We start from the raw sequence: 23,289 nt of genomic DNA, 5'->3' as shown, positions 1-23,289 counted from the left end.
CGTCTACCGATTAAATCAAAAGGGGCGCGAGGTCATCTCGCGCCCCTTTTTATCAGAAGACAATGCCGGATTTGTAGAGCGTTTCTATATCGGCCTCGGTCCGGCCGAGAGAGGTGAGCACCTGCCGCGTGTGTTCGCCCGGTGCAGGGGAGGGGCCTTTCGGACCATCATCTGCGCCAGGGAAGCGTACCGGTGAGGCGGGCGAGGCGTAAGTTGAGCCATCGCCCTTGGAACTCGGCGTCTGAACAATGGCGCCGGCGGCATGGGCCTGCGGATCGGCTGCAACCTCAGCCAAAGTCTGCACTGGCGCCCAGGCAATGGACTCTGCATCCAGTCGTCCAGCCAATTCCTCCATTTCGTAAGCGCCGAAGCCGGCGTCGAGAATGTTCACCACCTCTGCATTATTCGCGCGCCGGCCTTTGGCATTGTTGAAGCGCGGATCGGTAGCGAGTTCCGGCCGGTTGATAACGCGGCAGAGCGGCGCCCAATCCGTCTCTCCCTGTCGGGCCACGATGCAGAACCATTTTTCATCCTTACTCTGATAGAAGTTCGAGATGGGGACGTTCTGCTCATGCCGCCCCTTGGTGGAAGCAACGCGGCCAAAGAAAAGCTGGATGGCAAGATCGGAGCCCATCGTGTAGAGGCCGGTGCGGAAGAGGGAGGCTTCAACGAGGCGGCCATTCCCGGTGCGCTGAGCTTCCACCAGCGCCGCGCAGATGCCTGCGGCGGCCGCGATGGAAGTCGTGTGATCCCCAAAGGCGGTCCGCAGAGGGAAGGGTTCTCCGCCCTTTGGAATGGTCAGGTTGGCCACGCCGGTGCGGCTCCAGAAACTGGCAATGTCAAAACCCGGACGATCCGCATCCGGACCTTCAAGTCCGTAGCCGGAAAGGGAGCAGTAAACGAGTTTCGGGTTCAGCTGTTTGAGCGAGTCATAGTCCAGCCCGGAGCGGGCAAGGCCGCCGGGGCGAACATTGGTGAGAAACACATCGGCGTCTTTCACCATTTCGCGGATGAGTGCCTGGCCTTCCGGCTTGCTGGTGTCGATGATGATTGATTGCTTGCCCCGATTGTCGAAATCGAACACCGGATTATCGGGATAATCGGTGCCAATGGTGCGGAAGAAGAGGCGGATGGGATCGCCGCCAGGCGGCTCGATCTTGACGACATCGGCGCCCCAGTCCCGCAGGATACAGCCAGCGCCGGGCGCGGCCATGTAGGTTGCGTATTCGATGACGCGGATGCCTTCGAGCATAATAGGGTCTCCCTTATGGGCAGCGATGCCGCCTTGTTCCGGCGGCAGATTAGGCGGCGGGAGCTTGCCTCGCCAACCCGTTCCGCAAGGTCAGTTCAGCTGGCTTCCGGGCGGGGGGCAGAGCCGGGCATTTCGGCGAGCTCTTTTGCCTGCCCAACCCAGTCGTCCCGTTCGATCCGGCCTTTAAAATGCAGCAGTTTTTCATCGACATAGGCGACGTCGTCATCCGTCCACTCGGCAATCTGCCAGAAATAGAACACGCCCACTTCATGCAGCAGCTCGGTGAGGATGGGGCCAACACCGATGATCTGGGCAAGGTCATCGCCTTCGCCGAAGGCGGCGTGGGTCAGCAGGTTTGCCTGGTCGTCGGGTTTGCGGGCCTTGGCGATGGCTTCGGCGCGGCGGCTGGTCAGAGCCTGCATTTCCGCAGTGGGGAGAGACCGGGTTGTGCGGGGCGTGGGGCGCGCTTCCGTCGCTGCCGTTTCAACGCGTGGACGGTGGCTGTCTGCAGCGTCCGAGCGGGCACTGTCTCCGCGGCCGCGGAGCATATGGTGCAGGGCCGTGATGCCATATTCGATCGAGGTCAGCCGGTCTTCCAGCGCTGTCAGATCCTCGCGAGAGACTTCGCCCGGCGGCGGATTGTGGACCGCTTCCTGAATGGCGAGCAGGCGGCGCTCGATCGGTTCCAACCTGTTTTGTCCGCGCAGTTCGTTGCGGATCGTTCCGATGGAAGTGTCCAGGGAGGCGAGTTGAACAAACAGCGGCTCCAGATCGGGGCCGCGGCGGGAGGCGACGACTTCGAGGTCAGACTCTATGGCGGCCAGTGTGCCGATCAGGGCATCGTTGAGCGGCGTGTTCGCGGCAATGCGTTCCTGCACCAAGGCGAAACGGTCCGAAAGAGACGCGTCGAGCGCCGCAAGCCGGCTATGGAGCGGGTCAAGGTCAGGCATTTCGGGAAGTTCGATACGGGCAATTGCCTGGCCGACAGAGCCGACTTCACCCGAGACTTTGGCGACATCGCCGGACATCCGGCTGACATCTGCGGCCACATTCACCACTTCGCCGGAGACGGCGGAAAGTTCTGCGGCCAGAACCGCGACATCGCCGGCGAGAGCGGCGAAATTGTCTTTGGTATCAAGAGTGTCGAGAAGCTCTTCCAGCTTGGACAGGCGGGTCTCGATGGGCCGCAGATCGACTTCGGGCGGCTGAAGTTCCGACAGGCTGAGATCGAGCCGCGCAAGGCCGCTATGGACGGGGCCGAGGTCGACTTCGGGGATGCGGAAGTTGGCAATCGCGGCTTCGAGCGCGCCGAGGCGGTCCTGCAGGGGGGCAAGATCTGGCCGATTGCTGGCGACTGCTTCGGCGAGGGAGGTGACGCGCGCATTGACGCTGTCGACATCTGGCATCTGGATGCCGTCCACACGCTGGGCGACGTCGCGGATGCCTTGGGAGATGGCATCGAGGTGAATGCTGCGCAGCGAGGCAATGGAAGCGGAGATTGTGGAAACGGCCTGTTCGATTGTGCCGATCCGGTCTTTCATCGAGCCGAGAGCCGGATCGGGCGCGGCAAGCTGTTGCTCCAGCAGCAGCAGGCGGCTCTGGAGGGGCTCGAAATCCGGCTGGGGCGGCTGGTAAGCGGCCAGCGCCGTTGCCAGGCTGGCGTCTACATCCTCGCGTTTGAGGGCGCGGCCATCGGCGATGGCTGTCTCCACCTGCCGGGTAAGTTCGGCATGGGTTTCGGTCACATCGATGAAGCGCCGGCGCAGATACCACCAGGCGAGAGCGGCCCCCAATGCTGCGGAGACACACATGAAGAAGAAGATCTGGATAAGCAGGAACCACATGGTCACTCTCCGCCGGTGGGCGCGTTAGGGGGCATCAGCCGGCTCATTCGTCTGGCCTGACAATTCGTATTTCTATCCGGCGATTACGGGCACGTCCGTCTTCTGTGGTGTTGTCGCCGACGGGCTGGCTTTGGCCAAATCCGGCAGCTAGGAGCCTTTCGGGAGGCACGCCCCGCGCGATCATGGCAGCGCGGACGGCTTCGGCCCGGCGCAGGCTGAGTTGGTCGTTGAAGGCGGGGTTGCCGGTATTGTCCGTATGCCCCTCAACGCGGAGGGTGCCGGGACAGTCGGCGGCAGCGCGGGCCGCCAGATCGAGGACGGGGCCGCTGGCAACGTTCAGCACCGTGCTGCCTGGGGTGAACTCGATACGGGCAGCTTCCAGAAGGTGGGAAAGCTCTTCCTCACAGCTGGCAACCGCTTGAATTGGAAGAATTTCCACGGTTCCAAAGGCCCCCAGGGGGAGGCCGGCATTCACTGCCGCACCAATGCTTGCGACCTTATCGTCATCGGCCTGGCAGCGGAAATTGAAGGTCAACGCCGAGAAACTGGCGGTGCCGGTTTCACACTGGGCAAGCGTGTCGATGCCGCGCTCGGCAACCGTGTCAAAGCCAGTGGGCGACGGGCCGTTGGTGACCGTCATCCGGTTGATCACATCCTGCAGGTGGCCGGGCGATTTGAGGCTTTCTGCGCGGGTTCCGAGCGCTGTTTTCAGCGCCTCTGTGGGGACACGGCCATTCAGCGTGAGGGTGCCGGCGGTGAGGCGGAAGAGGAATTCGGGATCGGCCGAGACCGGAGGAGAGGCGGTGATCGAATTGGCCTGAGCAGGGGTGCTGGCGGAGAAGTTTGCCGTGACGCGGGTGACCGGGCGGGCACTGCCGAGCCAGGTTTGCGAGGTAGCATTGCGCACGGCGGCGAGGGCGCGTTGGCCCGCTTCAGCGCTGGGCGGGTTGCCTTCAACGGTGATCCATTGCCCGGAGGCGCGGACTTTGGCCCAGCCTTCGCCGGTCTCGGCCAGTGCCCGTTCGGCAGCGGCGCGGGCAGTGCCCTGAACTGCAGTGACGGCGAGCACCAACCAGCCGAACAGCAGCAGGGCGGCGAGGCCGAGGACGGGGACAAGACCATAGGGAAGAAACGGCAATACGGCGCCGTCAGCGCGGCGATAGCGCCGTGCAGATAGCACGCTTTTGAGACCCGACTGGCTGGAGTCGACCGACATTCTTCCGCCTCTGGTGGCCTGACCCGGGATTATGGATCATGCCTCACCGTCCCCTGACACTACAGGAAGTAAAGCCACAATACTGCATGAGCGGCAATACGAGGCATTAATATTCGGGCAACCGTCAGCGCGTGAAACGGCGGAGTTCAGAGGTTTGTTTTAATTTGATTATTCTTCCTTTCTAGGGAGGGGTGAGAGACTGCCGGCGAGGTCTTTGATGATGGAAGATCTGGCGGGGGCAAGTCGAGCGTGCGATTCCTTCGCCTGTGGAGAGAATATCTGAAGGCTTATTCGTGGTCAGAGAGTATTGGCCCTGGAAATTCTTGGAGATAGGCGAAGGGCGGGGATCATTTCATTCGTGTGTCCGGTGATCCTTTGCTGATTTGAGCTGAAAAAGCGGCAATGCGGAGGTTGCAAGCCTAACCGGCCTGGCCACCCCGGCGGATAAGGCGCGGGCGCGATGGGGGATAAGGATTGGCGGGCGGGGCCGAGGCGCTACAGATTAGACAGCACAAAACCGGGGACAGGCGACGTGGAGATATGCCGTATCCGGACGAAACTATCCTGCAGCCGGGCGTGAAAAACGCCGGCAAACCCGTGACATTCCGGGGCCATTTCCGGACACGCGCGGACACGGAGGGCACACATCGGGACAGCTTCCGGACATTTTCGGACAAATCCGGACAGTTTCGGACAGGTTATCCACAGGCCACCGAGCCGCGCGGATCAGCCCCCGGTGGTGAAGGCGACCGAGATGGGACTTGCCTCATAGATGCGCAGACCATCGCACCAGAGAGACCCGCGGCCGGTGACGATGCGGCGCTGGGCGTCGCCAGAGACCTCAACGATCTCCATGACGGTGGTGACCTCTTTCTTCTCCGGCGTGACCTGGCCGCGATAGGACCATTTCACCGGCATGTCGGCCGCGAGGGTTTCGATATGGGTGGCGGCGCCGCTGCCGATGCCCTTGAGGAGGCTGGTGCGGATCAGGAGCTGGACGAGGGCATCAAGGCCGAGAGAGCCGGGCTGTACCGGATCGCCGAAGAAGTGGGCCTTGAAGTACCAGGCATAGGGATCAATGGCCTGCCTGGCGCGGGCGAGGCCGAGACCGGCCTTGCCGCCAGAGGGATCGAAATAGTCCACGCGGTCAAGCATGCGGAGCTGACCGGCGGCGAGGCGGGGATCGCGGGGCGAAAGATCCTGAACCTCGCCGGGAAGAGCGAGCCAGGACTTGTCTACCTGGCTGGCGCCGAGCCCCGCCTGACGCACGAGAGCCTGCGCCGGGAAGAAACCGAAGCGGGTCATCAGATCCATCACCGGCTCACCTGACTTGAGGCGGGCTTTCAGATCGAAGGCCACGATCGTCATCGGGCCGACCTTGGAGAAGGAGGAGAGGGTGGTGTCGACGCAGATTGTGCCATCGCGGGGGCTGAGGGTGCGATAGACGCGGCCATCGCCTTCAAGGTTCCGGAAGCGATCGCCACCATCCAGCGCAAAGCCACAATGGCTGGCGAGCCAGCCGCAAGGCTGGAGCACGATTTCGGAGAGGACGGAGAAGGGCATCTCCCCGTTCTTGTTATCTGCGAAATACCAGGCGTCGGGCGGGATGTCGTATTCCGCAGAGATGGTGGCGCCGGGGCGGCGCACGCCGGGACGGTCCGTGGCGGCGACGACGCGCGACATCATATGATAGGGCGGCTGGGGCAGGCGGGGGACTTTGCCTTCCGTATCGAAGCGGCGGTACATTTCTCCGAAGGCGGAGGAAGGCGCGCCATTGGCGCAGTCGAGCAGGGCAGCATAGTCGCCCCGGCTTTCCTTCTGCGGGCCTGTGCGGATGGGCAAAGGCGAGACGCGCGGGGCAGGCCATTGGCGGCGCAGCTGTACCCCGAAGCGGGGGCAGTAAAACACCTTTTTCCCATCGCTGCGCGCCAGCAGGGCGGCGAAGACTTTGGGCGTTTCGCCCTCGATCACTTCATCAATGAAAACTTCATAGGTGATCTCGTGCTCCGTATCCGGAATGACCTGACCCCGGCAGATGAATTTGGCTGTTTCACCGGGCACAGGCTCGAAGACGTAACCATCGCGTTCCTGCGTGAGGCCGAGGGCGGCGGCATAAAACTCCAGCGCCTGGACGGCCGCTTCAGCCATCAGCGTGCCCGGCATGCAGGGATCGTTATGGAAATGGCCCTCATAGAACCATGCGTCTTTCGGCGTGGCGGCGCGGGCCTTCAGATAGCCGCGCTTCCAGGGGCCGCCCTGCGGATCAAATTCGGGTACATCATCAAAGAAGGAGAGATTGCCGTTTGGCAGATGCGGCGGGAAGGAATGGGCGGCGCAAAATTCGAAGCCGGGGCCGAAACAGGCGAAGGCGTCGCCCCGGCGGAAGGCGGAGACGTCGTCAGCGTGGAAGGCGCGCTTTGCGCTGGCGCGCGCGGTATCGATGGGGGCGGGGCTGGCGCTGGGCGGCGGCTCGCTGGCCGCGTCCCAGACCACGCCCTTGCCGGAGGCGAGTTCGGCATCGGTGAAGAAGCCTGCCTGTCCCTGGCGGACGGAGAAGGCGCGGCGGCCACCTGCTTCACAATCGTACTGGAAGAAGAACATCCGTACACCGCCAAAGGTGGCGTGCTGGGTGATCTCGATCTGGAATTTCAGCGTGTCGCCCGCCTCAGGGAGGCCGCCTTCATGGAAGGTGATCTCGCAGCCGAGAAGCCGGTAGACACGCTCATCCCTGTTGCGCAGGTCTGCGCCCATCCAGCCGATGAGGGTAAGGTCTGCCTGTCCGCACTCGATCAGCGGGCCGGGGCGGATGCGGCCATTCTGCATCATCCAGTGATCGGCGGTGAGGTCCGTCTCGGTCCAGATGACGCCCTTGCCATCGACGAGCGGGGCCGCGTCGATGCCGGTGATCCGGTCTACCAGCAGCAGGGGCGGGGCAGGCAGGCGGACATTGCGGGCGTACTGATCCTGCGCGGCGAACGCCTCGCCGAAGAAGGCGGACATGGGGCCGCGCGAGGCCGCTTCGATGGCGGGGCGGTCCCATGCCTTGCCGGTGGGCGCGCGTTTGGTGAGGGGCTGGCGGCCGGAGACGATGCTGGTGGGCGGTGGCTGGGTGGCAGCTTGTGAAGGGGCTGAGTGGCGGGTGCCCGGCGGGGGCGGGAAGGGGATCGGCCCAGAAGAGGGAGCAGGCCGGGGGGCGAGGCGGGTGTAGACCGGCGCGGGAAGCGTGGGCGCGGGCGGGATGACGGCGCCGGTTGAGTTTGCGGGAGCAGCGGGTTTCGCGCGCGGGGGCACTCTGGGAGGCGCGTATTTCGCTGGGCGGGTGACGGTGGGCGGTTTGGGCGCGGGCCAGGGGTGGGCGCGGGCCGCGTCGAGACGACCTGCGACCATCTCGATACGGATGGGATGGCCGGCGGCGAAGAGGGTGGCGGCGAGACGGGCGATCTGGGCGAGGTCTGCGCTCTCGATCTCGTCCGCCGCGATGGCGAGATGGGGCTTGTCTTTCAGGGTGAGGCGGATGGACTGGGTGAGGGAGTCGCGGGGTCCGAGTTCCACGAAGGTTCGCACACCATCTTCCCAGGCCTGCCGGACGGTGGCGGGGAAATCGACCGTGGTGACGGCCTGGCGGGTGAGCATGTCAGCCACCCTGGCCTTGCTGGGCGCGTAGGCGGCGTTGATGGCGTTGGCGTAGAGGCGGGGGCCGTTTTCGACGCGAGAGACGGGGCGGGTGTGAAGCTCGCGCCATTTCTCCGCGAAGGGGGCCATGGCGCTGGCATGGACGATGAGATGCTGGTGCATCAACGCGCCGGCGCCCTTGCCGAGGGATTCGGCCACTGCGCGGCAAGCCTCCGCCGGGCCACCGATCATCGAGTCCATATCCGAATAGATGATCGTGATCTCTACATTCGGGTGGGCGGCGGCGGCCTTGCGCACCTGACCGATGGGGGCGCGCAGGCGCCAGTTGGTCCAGTCTGTGGGCACGTTCGGGCCCCAGGCTTCTTTCGCCGTTTCGAAGTCTCCGCCGAGATGGCGTTCGTACATGGCGGCATTGGAGATGTCTTCCAGCAGGCCGCCCATATCCTTCCAGTAGCCGAAGGCGAAGAGGGCGTTGCTTTCGCCCAGCGACAGGCCGAGGGCGGCCGTGGGCTGGAGGCCAAGCACCTCGCGCAGGAGGATGGCATGGGCTTGGGTCAGCAGGCTGACGGCGCAGAGCTGTTCGAACTCGGTGAGGCTGGATTTGGCGAGCAGAGGCGTCATCGCCTGCGCGGCGGGGATGCTGGCGAGCTTTGCGGCGACTTCCGGGAAAGCGGCGAGGAGGCCGCGCCCCATGCGGGGGTAGGAGGCGGCGGAACCCGTGAAGGCGAAGGCAAGTTCGCCGTCGGGGTCGCCCTGGCCATAAAAGATGCCATCGCCTTTGGGGGCGATGTCTGCGGCGAGGGCAGTGGCGGCGGTATCTGACAGTTCACGGAGCTTGTCGGTATCGGCGGCGAGGAGGGCGATACGGTGTTTACCCTTGCCGCCGGTTTTGCCGGTGGTGAGCTTTTTGCCGAGGGCGGCGCGGCTGGCGGCAGCAGCCCAGAAGAGATGCGGCGTGGGGCGCAGTATGTCCGGCGAGGGGCGGACGGGGGCGGGGGTGAGCGTGGCGGAGACGGCGCCGGCGCTGACGGTGAGGGGCGGGACAGGATCGGCGAGGCAGGGCGCGGCGATGGTTTCGGTGGCGTCTGGCGCGAGGCCGCGCGCAGCAAGGGCGAGGCGGGCGGCAAGGTCGAAGAGGGCGTCTGCGACCGGCGCGCTGCCATAAGCTGCCTCTGTGAGCGTGGGGGAGGCTGGGGTTTTGGCGGGGGACCAGGTGAGGGCGCTGACCGTGCCGAGGATGGGGTCGCCCGCGGCTTCAGCGTCCTTGCGGCGTTTGAGGACGAGGGCGGCGGCGAGATCAGCCGGGCGCGCATTCATGTGGGAGACGGTGACGGTTTCGGTGGCAAAGTCTGCCGCCGCGACGATGGCGAGATCGAGCGTGCCTTGGCGGAGCGCGTCACAGGCGGTGTCCAGAGCGGCGAGGCCTGAGGCTTCGTCTGCGGCGATGGCGAAGCCCCGGCCCCGGAAATCTTCCGACACTGTGAGGCGGTTGGCCGTCATGTTGGCCATGGCGCCAAGGACATCGGCGGCGACGAGGGGCGGGGCGATGGCGCTAAGCGCTTCTGGTGGGACGCTGCTTTCGGAGGCGACCCGCTCACGCAGCAGCCAGCGGGCGCTGTCATTGGCGGAGGCGACACCGGTGAACACGCCGCAGGCTTCCGGCGCGGGGCGGGCGATGCCTTCCAGCGCCAGGGTCGCTACATCAAAGATGGCAAGCTGCTGGGGCTCAGCGCGCAGGAGATCTGCAGGCGGGGTGCGGGCGCGGACGGGATCTGCGGCAACTTCGGCAGTCGCGGGCGCGGCCTGGAGCGGGGCGCTCATCAGACGGCGGAGGACGGCGCGTTCGCCGCGATCCGGCCCGGCGAGCAGGCCGATGCCGCAGATGACGATGTCGTCTGCCTCCGGGAGCGGTGGGAGGCTCGCGCCCTTGACGGCGCGGGTGCGGGGTTCGTGCTGTTCGAGGATGAGGTGGGAATTGTTGCCGCCGAAGCCGAAATTGCTGATGGCGGCGCGGCGGCGGGCATTGGCGCGGTGCCAGGGTTCGGGATCAGCAAGGGGGGTGAGGCCGTCACCGGCGAGGGCCGGCAGGAGCTTGCCATCCAGCGGCATGGCGGGAAGCGTTTCGCGCCGCATGGCGGCGGTTAGTTTCAGGACGCTGGCGAGACCCGCAACGGTGATCAGGTGGCCGGTATTGGCTTTGAGCGAGCCGGCGGGAAGGCGGCGCGCGCCGAAGATGCTGGCGGAGGAAGCGACTTCCACGCCGTCGCCCACTGGGGTGCCGGTGGCATGGCATTCGAGGAACTGAACCGTGTCAGGATCAATGTCCCCGCCAGCATAGGCGCGGCGCATGGCTTCGGCCTGGCCGGTGGCGTCTGGCGCGAGAAGGCCCTTGCGGCGGCCATCATTGGAGAGGCCAATGCCGCGAATGACACCGTGGACCGTTTCGCCCTTTTTCACATCCGATAGCCGCTTGAGGATGACGGCGGCGGCGCCTTCAGACGGGACGAGGCCGTCTGCGCCTTCGATGAAGGGGCGTGAACGGCCTGTGGGGCTGAGCGCTTTCAGGGCGCTGAAGCCGATATGGAGGATGAGATTGTCAGCCGCGTTGACCCCGGCGACGGCGGCAATGTCGATCTGGTGGGCGGCGAGTTTGCGGCAGGCGATTTCGAGGGCGTAGAGCGAGGAGGCGCAAGCGGCGTCGAGCGCAAGGACGGGACCGGTGGCGCCAATGGCGTCTGCGATGAGGCGGGCCGGATAGCCGGAGTTCAAAGTATCGGTGAGGGGACGATCTGTGCGGCCATCGCGCCAGATATCGGCGGCATAATCGGCCTTGGCGCGGCTGGGGTAAAGGAGGTTTGCCAGGATGACGGCGCGGCGCTCAGGCGCGATGTGGTCTGTGGCGGCATTGCTCCAGGCGTCGCGGACGGCCTTGAGCGGCCAGCGGCAGACGGGATCGAGCGCCTGATCCGATGCGCTGGGCGCTTCATCCACAAGACCGGAAACCCAGGTGGGATTGGCGGCGCGGCGATCTGCCAGGCCAAGGCGGGCGGGGGAGACGCGCTGGGTGACGATGCGTTTTTCTGCAACGATGTTCCAGAGTGCATCCGGCGAGGCAGCGCCCGGCAGGACGCAGCCTTCACCCACGATGGCGATGGGTTCAAACCGGCTCATGTGTCGCTCCAGACTGTGCCGACCACGAGTTCGACATCGGCGGGGTCTCCGGCGAGGAGTTCATGGGCGAAGATGCGCGCCCCTTCCGTGAGCGGAATAAGAGGGACGCCCTGCTGCCTGAAGTGGCTGGCAAGGGTGGCATCCACCATCCCGCCTTCCCATGGGCCCCAGTCGAACACCTTGACCTGCGCGGCGGGCAGTTCTGCCTGCAGCGCGCGGCCGGCATTGGCGAGGATGGCATTGGCCATGGCATAGTCTGACTGGCCCCGGTTTCCGAAGAAGGCGGACGCCGAGGAAAAGAGGCCGACATGGCGGAGGGCGGTACGGTCTATGCGCGCGAGAATGTGGAAAAGACCTTCGGCCTTGGTGGCGAGGACGCGGCGGAATTCAGCCTCGGTTTTTTCCTCTACGAGACGGTCTGCAATCACACCGGCGCCATGAATGAGCCCCGTAATCGCGCCGAAACGCTGGCGGATTGTGGCGAGCGCCGCCTCGACAGAGGCGGGATCTGAGGTATCCATCGGAAGGTAATGGGCCTCGGCCCCGGCAGCACGGATTTCGGCGAGCGTGGCGCGAATTTCCATGCCTGCGATGGCGGCGCGGGCAGTTTTGTCGATCCCGGCGGGAGATGGCTTCTCGCCGCGATTGACGGCGGCTGAGGCCATCAGTCCCCGGAGGGATTTCAGATCGGCAGTCTCCGGCACGTCTGCCGGCCACGGCGTTTCCGCAGAACGGCCGGCGAGCAGGAAGGTGCCACCGCTCTGGCGGGCAACTTCAATGGCGCAATTGGCGGTGACCCCGCGCGCGCCGCCGGTGACCAGCCAGAGGCCGGGAGCGGACAGCGGGATGGGTCGCGGCGCAATGAACGGGCCGAGCGCAGCGCGGCGGGCGGTGCCGTCAGGCGAAAGCCAGAGGTCTTCAGCGCCGTGGGCAAGCCAGCCAGCGAGGACATCGCCGGATATGTTTTCGATCAGCGTCCAGCAGGCGGCGGCCACATCCGGCCATTCACGCCGCAGGGTGCGCGCGAGCCCTTCAAGGCCGCTATCGGCGGAGAGTGTCTGAAGGAAGATGAACTGCGCGCCGGGCCTGCGGGCGGAGCGCGACGCGGCGAGGGCGGCCCAGTGGCGCGCCGTCATCGGCGTGGCGGCAAGGCCTTCCGTGAACAGAATAGTGTGCGCGCCGCCGCTGGGGGCCTGACCCAGGGTGGCCAGTATACCTGCGGCGGCAAGACCGGCCTGCAGGGCGTGCGCGGCGGCGGGCTCTGCAAGGGTAACCTCCACAGACGGGGGCAGCGCCTGACGCGACGGGGTCAGGACAGGTTCCCAACGGGCAGGGCGCACCTCGCACGTGTAGGCTGGCAGGACGGGTTCAGGCGGCGCGGGACGGGGGGCGGCGGAAGCCGGCCCGCCATCCCTCAGGCAAAAAAATCGGCGATCTTCCGGATGGTGCGCAGCTCGGCAATGTCTTCCGGATCGACTTCCGGCAGCGAGGGATACCGGTCGCGCAGAGCGGAAAGGATTTCCACCTGCTTGATGGAATCGACGCCGAGTTCGCCTTCAAGGTCCATGTCCTCTTCGAGCATATCATCGGGATAGCCGGTCTTTTCGGCGATCAGGGAACGGACGACGGCGACCGTGACGCCATTGCCGGCCTGGGCAGCAGGGGCTGCGGCGGGTGCCTGGGCAGCAGTCTGCGCAACGGGCGCGGTTGCCGGTGCTGGGGCGCTGCCGAGCATGGCGGCGATGGCGGCGATGGTGCGCAGTTCGACGAGTTTCTCCGGGTCGATTTCCGGCAGTTCCGGAACACGGTCGCGCAGGGTGGAGAGGATTTCGACCTGCTTGATGGAGTCGACGCCAAGTTCGCCTTCAAGGTCCATGTCGATCTCGAGCATGTCTTCGGGGTAGCCCGTCTTTTCGGAGATGATTGCGCGGACCAGGGCGATGGGGTCTGGGCCGGCAGCCGTTTTTGCGGGCGCAGGGATGGCTGGCGCAGGCGCGGGTTGTGGTTTCGGGGCTGGGGCCTGCGGCGCGGCAGCCCCGTTCGTGTACGGTTTGGCAGCGGCAGGGGCGGGCGCGATGTTGATTTCAGCGGGGCGTGCCGGCGCCGGGGAAGGCGCAGCCGCAGCTTGAGGCGCTGGCGCGGCGGGTGGCGGCAGGGCGGGGGCGGGCGCCGGAAGGGGGAGTGCGGCCTGCGGAATCTGGGCGCCGCCGAGCAGGGCAGCGGCTGCGTTCAGATAGGCCGTGTGGGCAGCAGCGGTGGTCTGCAGGTAATCCTGATGGCGCTGGGAAACCTCATGCCAGATGCGCTCTATGGCGCTGGCGGGGGCGGCGAAGGGGTGAGACGCGGGTGCCGGAAGCTGGGAAGGATCGGTCGGGCGGGGCAGATCAGGCATGGACGTCGAAATCCTTTCTGGAGAAGCGGCGGCAACTGGCTGGGAGGGGGGGGAGAAGGTGGAGTTGGAGGGGACGGCGGGGCCGCTGCGGTGGGCAGGGCGCGTGGCGGGTTGGGCGGCGCGCGTCCGGCGGCGCCGTCTTTGGGCGGATAGGGGCGGTCGTGATTGGCACCCGTGAGCATCACCGCATGGCGCGATGGCGGCGGCTTTGGAACCGGCGGCGGCGTTTCGCTGAGCAGGGCGGCAAAATCGAGCGGGATGCCCGCGACGCTGAGGCTTCCGAGAGCCGACAGGAACTGGGCGACGCCGTTGACGCGCTTGTTGTCCAGCGCGACGGCGAGATGGTCTCGGATGCCGAGCGTGTCGGCAACGAGGCCGCTGACGACATTGCCGGGGCCGATTTCGACGAAGATGCGCGCGCCAGCGGCGTACATCGCTTCGACTTCCTCGCGGAAGCGGACCGGGGTGGCGACCTGCGAGGCGATCTCGCCAGCCATGTCCGCAGTCTTGGCCTTGTAGGGCGCTGCTGTGGCGTTGGCGTAGACCGGCAGGCGAGGCTTCTTGATCTTCTGTCCGGAGAGAACATCCCGGAACGGATCAACTGCGGCGCTGACGACGCTGGAATGGAAGGCGGTGGCAACCGGCAGGCGGCGGGCCTTGACGCCGCGTTCTGCGATCAGCGCTTCGGCCTTCTGGATGGCGGCGACGGGGCCGGAAAGGACGACCTGGCTCGGCCCATTATCGTTGGCGATGACGAGGCCACCGCCGATCTGGCTGACCAGATCACGCACGGCGTCTGCCTCGCACTGGACGGCAAGCATCGCGCCTTCGTTTGAGGCAGCGGCATCGGCCATGGCCCGGCCACGGGCGGCGGCGATAGTGAGCGCGGCGTCTGTATCGAAAGCGCCGGCATGGTGCAGGGCCATGATCTCGCCGAAGGAATGGCCACCGGTCATGTCCGCCTCGAGGCCGAGGGCCTCGATCAGCGCGAGATGGGAGAGGGCGACGGCGGCGATCGCTGGCTGGGCGTGCTCCATCGCGGTGAGGCGTTTGGTCTGGTTGCCGAACTCCACCTGGTCGAAGGCCGTCGGCGGGAAAGCAAGACGGTGGAGCTTCAGCGCGCCGGTGACGGGGTGGCTGGCGGCCGTATCCCATACGGCGCGGGCGGCGGGGAAGGCCATGGCGAGGTCTGCGCCCATGCCCGTATACTGACTACCCTGGCCAGAGAAGAGGAAGGCGATCTTGCCCGGCATGGCCGGCGTGAGCGACAGGCTGCAGCCCTGCGGCAGGGGCGCGCGGCCCGCAGAACCGTCTGCGATCTGCGCGGCAAGGCGGGCGGCCTTGGCGGCGAGGTCTTCCGGGCTGGTGGCGGTGATGGCGGCGCGGGCGGACGCGCTGGCGATGAAGCGTTTGAGGGTGGCCTCTGCGGTGCTGGCGAAGGCATCTTCGGTGAGGCCGGCCTGCGCCGCGCTTTCCAGGGCTTCAGTCAATGCGGCGCTGTCATCGGTGCTGTAGAGGAAGAGCTCGGCGGGAAAGACGCGCTCAGGCTTTGCGGCGGCCGGGCCGGTATATTCTTCGAGGGCGACGTGGAAGTTGCTGCCTCCGAAGCCGAAGGAGCTGACCGAGGCGCGGCGGGGGCGGGTAGACGCGCTGACCCAGGGGCGGGCCTCGGTGTTGACGTAGAAGCAGGCGCTGTCGCGGATGACGTCGGCGGGTTCCTCGATCTTGATCGTGGGCGGAAGGACTTTCCGGTGCAGGGACTGGATGGCTTTCACCAGGCTGGCCGAACCTGCAGCGCCTTTGGCGTGGCCGATCTGGGACTTCACCGAGCCGATGGCGCACCAGGGGTCGTTACCGCTGGCGGTTTCGCCGAAGACCTGATGCAGCCCTTCAAGCTCTGCCTTGTCGCCGGCCTTGGTGCCGGTGCCATGTGCTTCGACGAGATCGACGGCGTCAGGGCCATAGCCTGCCTGATCGTAAGCCCGGCGCAGGGCGCGGGCCTGGCCTGAGGGCAGGGGCGTGTAGATGGCGGTGCCCTTGCCATCGGAGCCGCCGCCGATGCCGCGAATGAGGGCGTAGATGCGGTTGCCGTCGCGCTCGGCATCCTCAAGGCGGCGTAGGGCGATCATGCCGATGCCCTCGCTGAGCATCGTGCCATCGGCGGCATTCGAGAAGGGCCGGCAATCGCCCGTGGGCGAGAGCGCCGGCGTCTTCGAGAAGCACATAAACATCAGGATGTCGTTCAGCGCATCAACGCCGCCGGTGAGCACCATGTCTGAATCGCCCGCGCGCAATTCATGCATGGCGATCTGCAGGGCCGAGAGGCTGGAGGCGCAGGCGGCATCGGTGACATAATTGCTGCCGCCGAGATCCAGACGGTTGGCGATGCGCCCGGCAACGACATTGCCCAGGAGGCCAGGGAAGGTGCTTTCCTTCCACTCGGTGTAATGGCTCTCGATGCGGCGGGCGATGTCCTGCACTTCGTCTTCCGGCAGGCCGGCCTGACGCATGGCGTTGACCCAGGCGGGGCGCTGGAGACGGCCTGCCATATGGGCGGTGAGTTCGGTGGCCGAGGCAACGCCGAGGATGACGCTGGTGCGTGTACGGTCGAATTTACCGCCGCTGTCACGCTCGGCATCGTCGAGCGTCATCTTTGCGGCGACGAGGGCCAGGAGCTGGGCTGTGTCAGTGGTCTGCAGGGCGGCGGGCGGAATGCCAAAGGCAAGCGGATCAAAGGCGACCGGCGAGAGGAAACCGCCGCGGCGGCCGTAGGTGCGGTCCGGCGTCAGCGGATTGGCGTCGTAATAGTCGTCCACCAGCCAATGCGTGGGCGGGGTATCGGTGAGAAGGTCCCGGCCCTCGAAGATGTCGCGCCAGAAGCCCGTTGTATCGCCGCGTCCGGGAAAGATCGCGCCGATGCCGACCACTGCAATGGGCGCTGCGGGATCGTAAAGGGAAGACTTGCGTGTCATGATCTTACTCGAAGGCAACAGGCCGGAAGGAAAACAGCTCGGCAGGAACGGTGAGGCCGATGGCGCGCAGCTGGCCGGCGCGTGTGATGCGGGCGGCGCCTTCCATCAGGTTCAGCGCGATCTGCCGAACGGTGCGGGCCTCGACCGGCTCCAGGAAGCTGCCGGCGACCCATTCATTGAAGGCGCCCATCGCGGGGCCGCACCATATCTGATAGTCGGCCGTGCGGTCAGCCTGCCCTTCGCGCGCCCATTGGGCGCCCATGAACAGGTAGCGGCGGGCCACCAGGGCGAGGCGTTTGTTGCCATCGGCATCCGCGCGGGCGGCTTCAGCGGGATTTACCCTCTGGATGTAGGTTCGTGTGGCCTGCCAGGCCGCCTCGAAGGGCTCGCCCAGCACGTCATCTATCCATCTTCGGTCTTCGGCGGGCAGGGTCTCATAAGAAGCGCCGCTGCGATAGAAGGCGTGGAACTTCTTGCCGCGCATGGCGAACAGCGTGCCGCGCTTGAGCACCTGAACCTGCACGCCCTGTTCGAACATGTCTGCCGCAGGCGTCATCGCCACATCGGCCGGGCCTGCCTTGGCGAGCAGTTTGCGGCCGGACAGGGCTAGGCCGGATTCCACGGCGCTCTGATTGATGGAGCCGGTGAGCACATAGGCCGCGCCCATCTGGAAGGCGGCGGCTACCGATTGCGGCGTGGCGATGCCGCCGGCAAGGCCGATGCGGATGCTGCTTTCAGGCAGGCTGAACCGCGCCGCGATCCTGGCGCGGGCGGCGGCCAGTGAGCTGAAGAGAGGCGCGGCGGGGCGATTGTCGGTGTGGCCGCCGGAATCGGATTCGGCGGTGATGTCGGCGGCGACCGGCACCTGAGCGGCAAGGTCTGCCTGCGCGGCGTTGATCTCTCCGGCGGCGACGAGTTGTTGCAGCATCTTTTCAGGCGCTGGCGCCATGAAGGCTTCAGCGACTTCGGCGCGGGAGACCTTGGCGAAGACATGGTTGGCGCGGCGGATGGTGCCGTCTGCTGCCCGTGAGAGGCCCAGAGCCGTGTAGCGCACCACATCAGCAGTGAGGCGCATGAAGGCGGAGGCGGATACGCGGCTGACGCCTTCGGCCAGAAAGAGGTCGATCACCGCTTTTTCCTGGCCAGGCTCCTGCGGGGAATGAATAAGATTGGCGCCCCAGTTGCGCGCTTCGGGACCGAGGGCGGATTTGATCTCGGCAACGCCTGATTTGATTTCGGAAAGGGGGAGGCCGGCGCTGCCATAGAAGCCAACGCATCCGGCGCGCGCCGCCGCGATAACCATTTTGGGCGTTGCTATTCCGCGCGCCATTTCACCGGCGACATAGTTGAAACGGGCGCCGTGAGCAGCGGCAAAGGCGCGGTCTCCCAACCACTCTGGATAGACGGGCGGAAGCGCTGCAGCGCCCTCATTGCCCGGGGGGCAAGCGCCTACCGAAAGGAGAGTTGGGATGCCGGAATCGCTCAAGGAAACCCAAGCGCATGCGCGCGGCGCCTCCACGGCTTTCCGTATCAATTCTGTCACTATTTCCCGCCCTTCTGGCCGAAACGCAGCAGCATGGATGCCCGCCCCGCGCATAGTCTTAGAGGGCATTTGCGGGCCGACTCAACCTCAAACTAAGGTTACCGGACGAGTTTCTTTCATCTGCGTTGCGAATTCTACCATGATGGGAATTCCGTGAGGCAGCTCGCCCCGCAACTGCCCGATTTGAAGGCGTGCCCGGGCTGATCATCCGCCTTTGCCTAGACTGGCGCGATAGGTGTCCAGCCCGTGGCCGGTTTGAGGCCGGGAAAATCTGCGCGCCAGTAATTACCCTGAAAAGGCTGATCATGTTGGCGGCTGATGGGCTGCGCTGTCAGCGCGCAGTAGAGCAGCGTACCAACCGCGCCATGAGAGATGATCGCGACATCTCCAGCGGGGGGATGCCGGGTGATGGCCTTGAATGCCTTCAATATGCGCGCCTGTGCATCAATCGCGCGCTCCCATCCGCGAATGCTTTCCTCCGGATTGAGAAAGAAGGCATCGGCAACCCGCTCAAACTCGGCCGGGGGCAGGAAACCGGTTGCCTGCCGGTTATTCTCGCCCAGCGCCTCATCTGTCTGGACAGGAACATCGCGGTGGCGCCCAAGTATCGCGGCAGCTTCCACCGCTTTTGTCTCTCCGCTCGCCCAGATGGTTTTGACGCGGGACATTATCTCTGAAGCGGCAAAGGCCTGCATTCGGCCTGCGCCTTTGGGGCTCAGATGCCAGCGCTCTACGGGAACGGCCGGATCCAGCAGGACTTCTGGATGCGTAATGAAGAACAGAGACGGCATGCCGGATCTCATTTTGTCCAAGGAGGCAGTCTGGCATTATGACCGAAACGGACGGCTTGGGGAGACAAGCTGCTGGCGGAGGAGGAGGGATTCGAACCCCCGGAGCCCGCGAAGGCTCAACGGTTTTCAAGACCGCCGCATTAAACCACTCTGCCACTCCTCCGAGCCGGTGCTGTTTCCCCGAAGCCTGCCGGGAAGGCAAGAGGGGAAGGGCGCCAAAACTGTTACTACACACTTAATCCGGCGTGTTGGATTACCTGTCTGCGTTGACGGGGATTCCACCAACCCATGGTAAACACCATCCTGAAAGCGGCAGAAGCCGCCCGGACCACTGAATGTGATCCGGTACTCAGAATGAGGAGATTTGCGGCCCATGCCGTTCAAGCGTTCGACTTTTGTGAGCCGTTCCAAGGTTGCCCTTTCCGTTCTCGCCTTTGCCTGTGCCTTTGGGGCAACAGCTGAAGCGGGCCCTGCAGGCGCGCCTATCGTCTACAAGAACGAAGCGATGAATGCGCCGGCGCCCGCGACCTATCGCGTTGCCCAGGCGCCTGTTGCTGCTGCGCCGCAAGCCCGGTCTGCCCCGGTGGACAAGGCGACGGCACGCATCGAGTTCCGCTACCCGGACTCTCAGCCGGGCGCCGGTGAAGTGCGCACTGCCTCCACGACCACAGCGCCGCTGGCCCGGACAACCCGCGAAAGCGCGCTGACCGAAGCTCCGCAGATGCTCGTGCCCGCTCGTCCCGTGGTCGAAAGCATGTCGCTTCAGGCAATGCCTGAGCCGGCCGGGCAGGGGATGGCTTACGCCGCGTCGGCGCCGGTTGTTGCGCAGCCCACTGCCCCTTCGGCCGCCAATGGCGAGTTTGTCGAAACCGGTCTGGCAATTGTGTATGGCGAAGAATTTGCCGGCCTGCCCACCGCCAATGGCGAGCTGTTCAGCCAGGCTGAAATGACCGCAGCGCACCCCAGTCTGCCGCTGCCAAGCCTCGTGCACGTGACCAATCTGGACACCGGGCGCGAAGTTGTGGTGCGCGTGAATGATCGCGGCCCGTTTGAGGACGGCGCCAACCTGCAGCTGTCGCGCAAGGCCGCCGAAGCGCTTGGCATGAACGGCGCAGGGAAGGGGAATGTACGTCTGCGTTATCTGAGCCCCGCGCCCGTGCTGGCCGCCCAGGCGGTTTCCCAGACTTCACGTTCGCCTGCTCCGGTTTCCCCTCCGGTGAAAGCTCCGGCTGCGCAATCGGCTGTGACGCAGATGGCGTCCGCTGCGCCTGTGGCCACTGACGATGAGCTTCTGGGCGGCGGGACGACTTCGGCGCAGACGCCGCGCCTCATGTCGATGACGGTTGCTCCTCAGCCGACCGCGTACACTGCCCCTGCAGCGGCGACCGGCGGCGTTTTTGTCCAGCTCGCCTCCTTCTCTGACATTGGCAATGCGGAAGCAATGCTGCGTCAGGTCGAATTGCGCCTGCCGGTCGAGATTGTGCCCGCCCGCGTCAACGGCGCCGACTTTTTCCGCGTCCGCGTTGGCCCCTTCCAGGATCATGCGGCCGCCGAACAGGTTCGCAATAACCTCTCCGCCGAAGGCACCGCAGACGGCCGGATCGTCACCGGATACTGAGGAACCCTCAGCACCCCCATTGACGCTGACCACAAACCGGCCCTTTTTCCTGCCTATGCAGTGCAGAAGGCCGCTGAATATCCTGCGGCCGCCAGAACGGCACAGGAGAAAGACATCGTGGTTCCCTTTCGCAAGGTGTTTGCGGCCTTACTGACCCTCGGGGCGCTCAGCAGCGCCAGTGCTTCGGCTCAGATGATCGATACGCCGGCGAGCCATGCGGTGATCATGGATCACGCAACCGGCAAGATCCTCTATACCAAGAACGGCGACGAGCCGATGACGCCCGCGTCGATGACGAAGATGATGACGGCCTATGTCGTCTTCAAACTGATTGAACGCGGCGAGCTGTCGTTGACGGACAAATTCACGGTGAGCGAGGACGCCTGGCGCCGGGGCGGCTTCCCTTCCGGCACGTCCACAATGGGCCTGGTGCCCAAGGATACCCCCACCGTCGAGGAATTGCTGCACGGCGTGATTACCATGTCCGGCAATGACGCCTGCATTGTGCTGGCCGAAGGCATTTCCGGGTCTGAGGAGGCCTTCTCCCGCCGGATGACCGAGATGGCGCACGAGCTGGGTCTTACATCGGTGAACTTCGTCAACTCCACCGGGCTTAGCGGCGAAGGCCATGTGGTCTCCGCTGAAGACCTTGCCCGTCTGGCAAAGATGACCATCGACGACTATCCGCAATATTATGAATGGTACTCGCTGCCCTCCTACACCTGGCGGCAGTACACGCAGGCAAACCGCAACCCGCTGCTTGAAGTGGCCGGCGCGGATGGCCTCAAAACCGGGCACCTGGAATCTTCCGGCTATGGCCTGACGGCTTCGGCGGTACGCGACGGCGTGCGCCGCACCATTGTTGTCAATGGTCTGCCCACGATGGCGGCGCGGGCACGCGAAAGCGAGCGCCTGATGCGCATCGCCTTCCAGAGCTTCGAACTGAAAACGATCGGACCGGAAACACTGGCGCTGCCCGATGTCGAGGTCTGGCTGGGCGAAACCCGTACGGTGCCGGTTTCGCTGGCGGAGCCGATTGAAGTAGCTGGCCACAAGGCCGCTTTCTCCAACGCGAAAGTGGAGATCGTGCTCGCCGGCCCCGTGAAGGCGCCGGTGAAAAAGGGTGATCAGGTCGGCAAACTCGTGATTACCATGGAGGGCTCGGAGCCCACCGAAGCCCCCATCATCGCCGAAGCGGATGTGAAGAAGCTCGGCTTTGCCGGCATGGCGCTCGAAGGCGTGCGGACGTTCATTTCCAGTGGCAATGAGTGACCGGCCGGCCGGACATTTCATCACGCTGGAAGGCGGCGAGGGCACTGGAAAGTCTGCGCTCGCCAAGGCGCTTGTCTTGAAGCTGGAGGCGGCCGGCATCCATGCCGTGCTGACCCGGGAACCAGGCGGCACGCTGCTGGCCGAAGCAGCGCGCCATCTGTTGCTGCACCCGCCGGAAGGGGAGGCGTGGTCGCCGCTGTCTGAGGCGCTGCTGGTCAATGCGGCGCGCCGGGATCATCTGGAAAAGCTGATCTGGCCCACGCTGGCGCGCGGAGACTGGGTGATCTGTGACCGATTTGCCGATTCCACGCGCGTCTACCAGTCCATCGGCGGCGGCGTGGCGCAAAACACCCTGCTCTCGATTGAACGTGAAGTGCTGGGCGATACACTGCCCTCAATGACGCTGGTTCTGGATGTGTCGCTTGAGATCGCGCGTGAGCGGCGGGCTGTGCGCGCCGGCGCGCTCGACACGTTCGAGCGCCGTCCGGATGCATTCCATGAGGCGGTTCGTGCCGCCTTCCTGGCAATAGCGCAGGCAGAGCCAGAGCGATGCCGGCTGATTGATGCCGGGCAGACACCTGAGGGCGTTCTGGCTGCGGCATGGGCTGAAATCGGTTCGCTGGTGGATAGGCCAGGCGCGGTGTCGCCATGACCGTTGCGCTTCCTCTCTTTGGGCATGAAGCGGCGGAGGCTTCATTCCTCTCCGCATACCGCAGCGGGCGGCTGCATCATGCCTGGCTGATCGAAGGGCCGTCCGGCATCGGCAAGGCGCGGCTGGCCGAGCGGATTGGCGCCTATCTGCTGGGTGCACGCGGGCCTGCTTCGGCGCCGTTTGATGCGCCTGCGGATGACAGCGTGATGCGCGCCATACTTGCCGGCAGCCATCCTGACATCAGCGTTCAGCGCCGCGAACTCAATGACAAGGGCAAGCTGGCGCAGGACATCACAGTCGATCAGATTCGCCAGATGACCCATCATTTCGAGATGAAGCCCGCCATGGGCGGCTGGCGTGTCGGCATAGTGGATGCGATTGACGAGGCAAACCGCAACTCGGCGAACGCGCTTCTAAAGACACTGGAGGAGCCGCCGCCGCAGAGCATCCTGCTGTTGGTCAATCACCGGTCCAAGCCGATCCTCCCGACCATTCGATCGCGGTGCCGCATTCTGCAACTCTCCATTTTATCGGAAGAAAACTGCGCACGCGCGCTGGAGGCGGCCGGCGCGCCGCCCGTCGCCAGCAGCCTCGCGAGAGGACGGCCAGGGCTTGGGCTGCGGCTGTCATCGACTGCGGCCATGAATGCGGCCAGCGCGGCGCGGGCACTGATCAAGGCGATGCCCAAACCATCAGACAAGATCGTTGCCGCCGCCCTGAGCGCCGCCAGCGACGGGCCGGAGGCCGAGCTTGCTTTCCGGGATGAAGTGCTGGAATGGGTCGCCCAGCGCGCCGAGCATGAGCCGCGTGCCGCCAAAGCCTGGCTCGGCTTGGCGCGGCTTTCAGGGGACGCGGAAACCCTGAATATGGACGCAGCGCAAGTCGCCTCCAAGATCATCGCGGCGATGCACGAAGCCGCCGCCAAGTGAATGA

General features: G+C 65.4%; 13 protein-coding genes and 1 tRNA gene. 4 read left to right on the top strand and 10 right to left on the bottom strand.

Annotated elements, in window-relative coordinates; translation table 11 throughout:
- Window positions 1-52: 52 nt before the first annotated feature.
- The 10 genes from BBF93_RS08515 to BBF93_RS08470 form a co-directional block, all read right to left on the bottom strand.
- Window positions 53-1,252, bottom strand: a complete 1,200-nt coding sequence (locus tag BBF93_RS08515) for a CaiB/BaiF CoA-transferase family protein (protein WP_114105635.1) — start codon at window positions 1,250-1,252, stop codon at window positions 53-55.
- Window positions 1,253-1,347: 95 nt separating this feature from the next.
- On the bottom strand, window positions 1,348-3,096 hold the full coding sequence (locus tag BBF93_RS08510; protein WP_114105634.1) for a hypothetical protein: 1,749 nt from the start codon (window positions 3,094-3,096) through the stop codon (window positions 1,348-1,350).
- Window positions 3,097-3,139: 43 nt separating this feature from the next.
- Window positions 3,140-4,312 (bottom strand): OmpA family protein, encoded by a 1,173-nt coding sequence (locus BBF93_RS08505; protein ID WP_114105633.1) that lies wholly within the window; start codon window positions 4,310-4,312, stop codon window positions 3,140-3,142.
- Window positions 4,313-5,038: 726 nt separating this feature from the next.
- Window positions 5,039-11,116 carry a beta-ketoacyl synthase N-terminal-like domain-containing protein gene (locus BBF93_RS19935; RefSeq protein ID WP_114105632.1) on the bottom strand — a complete coding sequence of 2,026 codons (6,078 nt, stop codon included), beginning with the start codon at window positions 11,114-11,116 and terminating at the stop codon, window positions 5,039-5,041.
- Window positions 11,113-12,396 carry an SDR family NAD(P)-dependent oxidoreductase gene (locus tag BBF93_RS08495; protein WP_114105631.1) on the bottom strand — a complete coding sequence of 428 codons (1,284 nt, stop codon included), beginning with the start codon at window positions 12,394-12,396 and terminating at the stop codon, window positions 11,113-11,115. The genes BBF93_RS19935 and BBF93_RS08495 overlap by 4 nt, the downstream gene beginning before the upstream one ends.
- Window positions 12,397-12,530: 134 nt before the next feature.
- Window positions 12,531-13,508: a phosphopantetheine-binding protein gene (locus BBF93_RS19505; protein ID WP_162786484.1), complete on the bottom strand. Its 978-nt coding sequence runs from the start codon at window positions 13,506-13,508 to the stop codon at window positions 12,531-12,533.
- Window positions 13,424-16,480 carry a type I polyketide synthase gene (locus BBF93_RS08485; protein ID WP_114105629.1) on the bottom strand — a complete coding sequence of 1,019 codons (3,057 nt, stop codon included), beginning with the start codon at window positions 16,478-16,480 and terminating at the stop codon, window positions 13,424-13,426. The genes BBF93_RS19505 and BBF93_RS08485 overlap by 85 nt, the downstream gene beginning before the upstream one ends.
- Window positions 16,481-16,484: 4 nt before the next feature.
- Entirely contained in the window at window positions 16,485-18,077 is a 1,593-nt protein-coding gene (locus BBF93_RS08480) for a PfaD family polyunsaturated fatty acid/polyketide biosynthesis protein (protein ID WP_233349347.1), read from the bottom strand.
- 164 nt (window positions 18,078-18,241) lie between these two features.
- Complete coding sequence (locus BBF93_RS08475; protein ID WP_035602456.1) at window positions 18,242-18,814, bottom strand: histidine phosphatase family protein; 573 nt, start codon at window positions 18,812-18,814, stop codon at window positions 18,242-18,244.
- A 73-nt stretch (window positions 18,815-18,887) separates the two neighbouring features.
- Window positions 18,888-18,977: transfer RNA gene (locus BBF93_RS08470), tRNA-Ser, on the bottom strand.
- Between the two features lie 210 nt (window positions 18,978-19,187).
- Here BBF93_RS08470 and BBF93_RS08465 point away from each other — a divergent pair.
- The 4 genes from BBF93_RS08465 (at window position 19,188) to BBF93_RS08450 (ending at window position 23,285) form a co-directional block, all read left to right on the top strand.
- A complete protein-coding gene (locus BBF93_RS08465; RefSeq protein WP_114105628.1) occupies window positions 19,188-20,432 on the top strand; it encodes a septal ring lytic transglycosylase RlpA family protein in 1,245 nt (414 codons plus the stop codon).
- Window positions 20,433-20,549: 117 nt separating this feature from the next.
- Window positions 20,550-21,704 carry a D-alanyl-D-alanine carboxypeptidase family protein gene (locus BBF93_RS08460; RefSeq protein WP_233349324.1) on the top strand — a complete coding sequence of 385 codons (1,155 nt, stop codon included), beginning with the start codon at window positions 20,550-20,552 and terminating at the stop codon, window positions 21,702-21,704.
- Entirely contained in the window at window positions 21,697-22,356 is a 660-nt protein-coding gene (gene tmk, locus BBF93_RS08455; protein ID WP_114105627.1) for a dTMP kinase, read from the top strand. The genes BBF93_RS08460 and tmk overlap by 8 nt, the downstream gene beginning before the upstream one ends.
- Entirely contained in the window at window positions 22,353-23,285 is a 933-nt protein-coding gene (locus BBF93_RS08450) for a DNA polymerase III subunit delta' (RefSeq protein WP_114105626.1), read from the top strand. The genes tmk and BBF93_RS08450 overlap by 4 nt, the downstream gene beginning before the upstream one ends.
- Window positions 23,286-23,289 lie beyond the last annotated feature (4 nt).

This window comes from Hyphomonas sp. CACIAM 19H1, assembly GCF_003325995.1.
Taxonomy (GTDB): domain Bacteria; phylum Pseudomonadota; class Alphaproteobacteria; order Caulobacterales; family Hyphomonadaceae; genus Hyphomonas; species Hyphomonas polymorpha.
The sequence above is the reverse complement of the archived record's forward strand: the minus strand, read 5'-3'. Positions and strand labels throughout refer to the sequence as shown.

Excerpts from the sequence above, each read along its gene's own strand:
- BBF93_RS08515 (WP_114105635.1), bottom strand. The coding sequence starts at position 1,252 with ATGCTCGAAGGCATCCGCGTCATCGAATACGCAACCTACATGGCCGCG.
- BBF93_RS08510 (WP_114105634.1), bottom strand. The coding sequence starts at position 3,096 with ATGTGGTTCCTGCTTATCCAGATCTTCTTCTTCATGTGTGTCTCCGCA.
- BBF93_RS08505 (WP_114105633.1), bottom strand. The coding sequence starts at position 4,312 with ATGTCGGTCGACTCCAGCCAGTCGGGTCTCAAAAGCGTGCTATCTGCA.
- BBF93_RS19935 (WP_114105632.1), bottom strand. The coding sequence starts at position 11,116 with ATGAGCCGGTTTGAACCCATCGCCATCGTGGGTGAAGGCTGCGTCCTG.
- BBF93_RS19505 (WP_162786484.1), bottom strand. The coding sequence starts at position 13,508 with ATGCCTGATCTGCCCCGCCCGACCGATCCTTCCCAGCTTCCGGCACCC.
- BBF93_RS08485 (WP_114105629.1), bottom strand. The coding sequence starts at position 16,480 with ATGACACGCAAGTCTTCCCTTTACGATCCCGCAGCGCCCATTGCAGTG.
- BBF93_RS08480 (WP_233349347.1), bottom strand. The coding sequence starts at position 18,077 with ATGCGCGGGGCGGGCATCCATGCTGCTGCGTTTCGGCCAGAAGGGCGG.
- BBF93_RS08475 (WP_035602456.1), bottom strand. The coding sequence starts at position 18,814 with ATGCCGTCTCTGTTCTTCATTACGCATCCAGAAGTCCTGCTGGATCCG.
- BBF93_RS08465 (WP_114105628.1), top strand. The coding sequence starts at position 19,188 with ATGCCGTTCAAGCGTTCGACTTTTGTGAGCCGTTCCAAGGTTGCCCTT.
- tmk (WP_114105627.1), top strand. The coding sequence starts at position 21,697 with ATGAGTGACCGGCCGGCCGGACATTTCATCACGCTGGAAGGCGGCGAG.
- BBF93_RS08450 (WP_114105626.1), top strand. The coding sequence starts at position 22,353 with ATGACCGTTGCGCTTCCTCTCTTTGGGCATGAAGCGGCGGAGGCTTCA.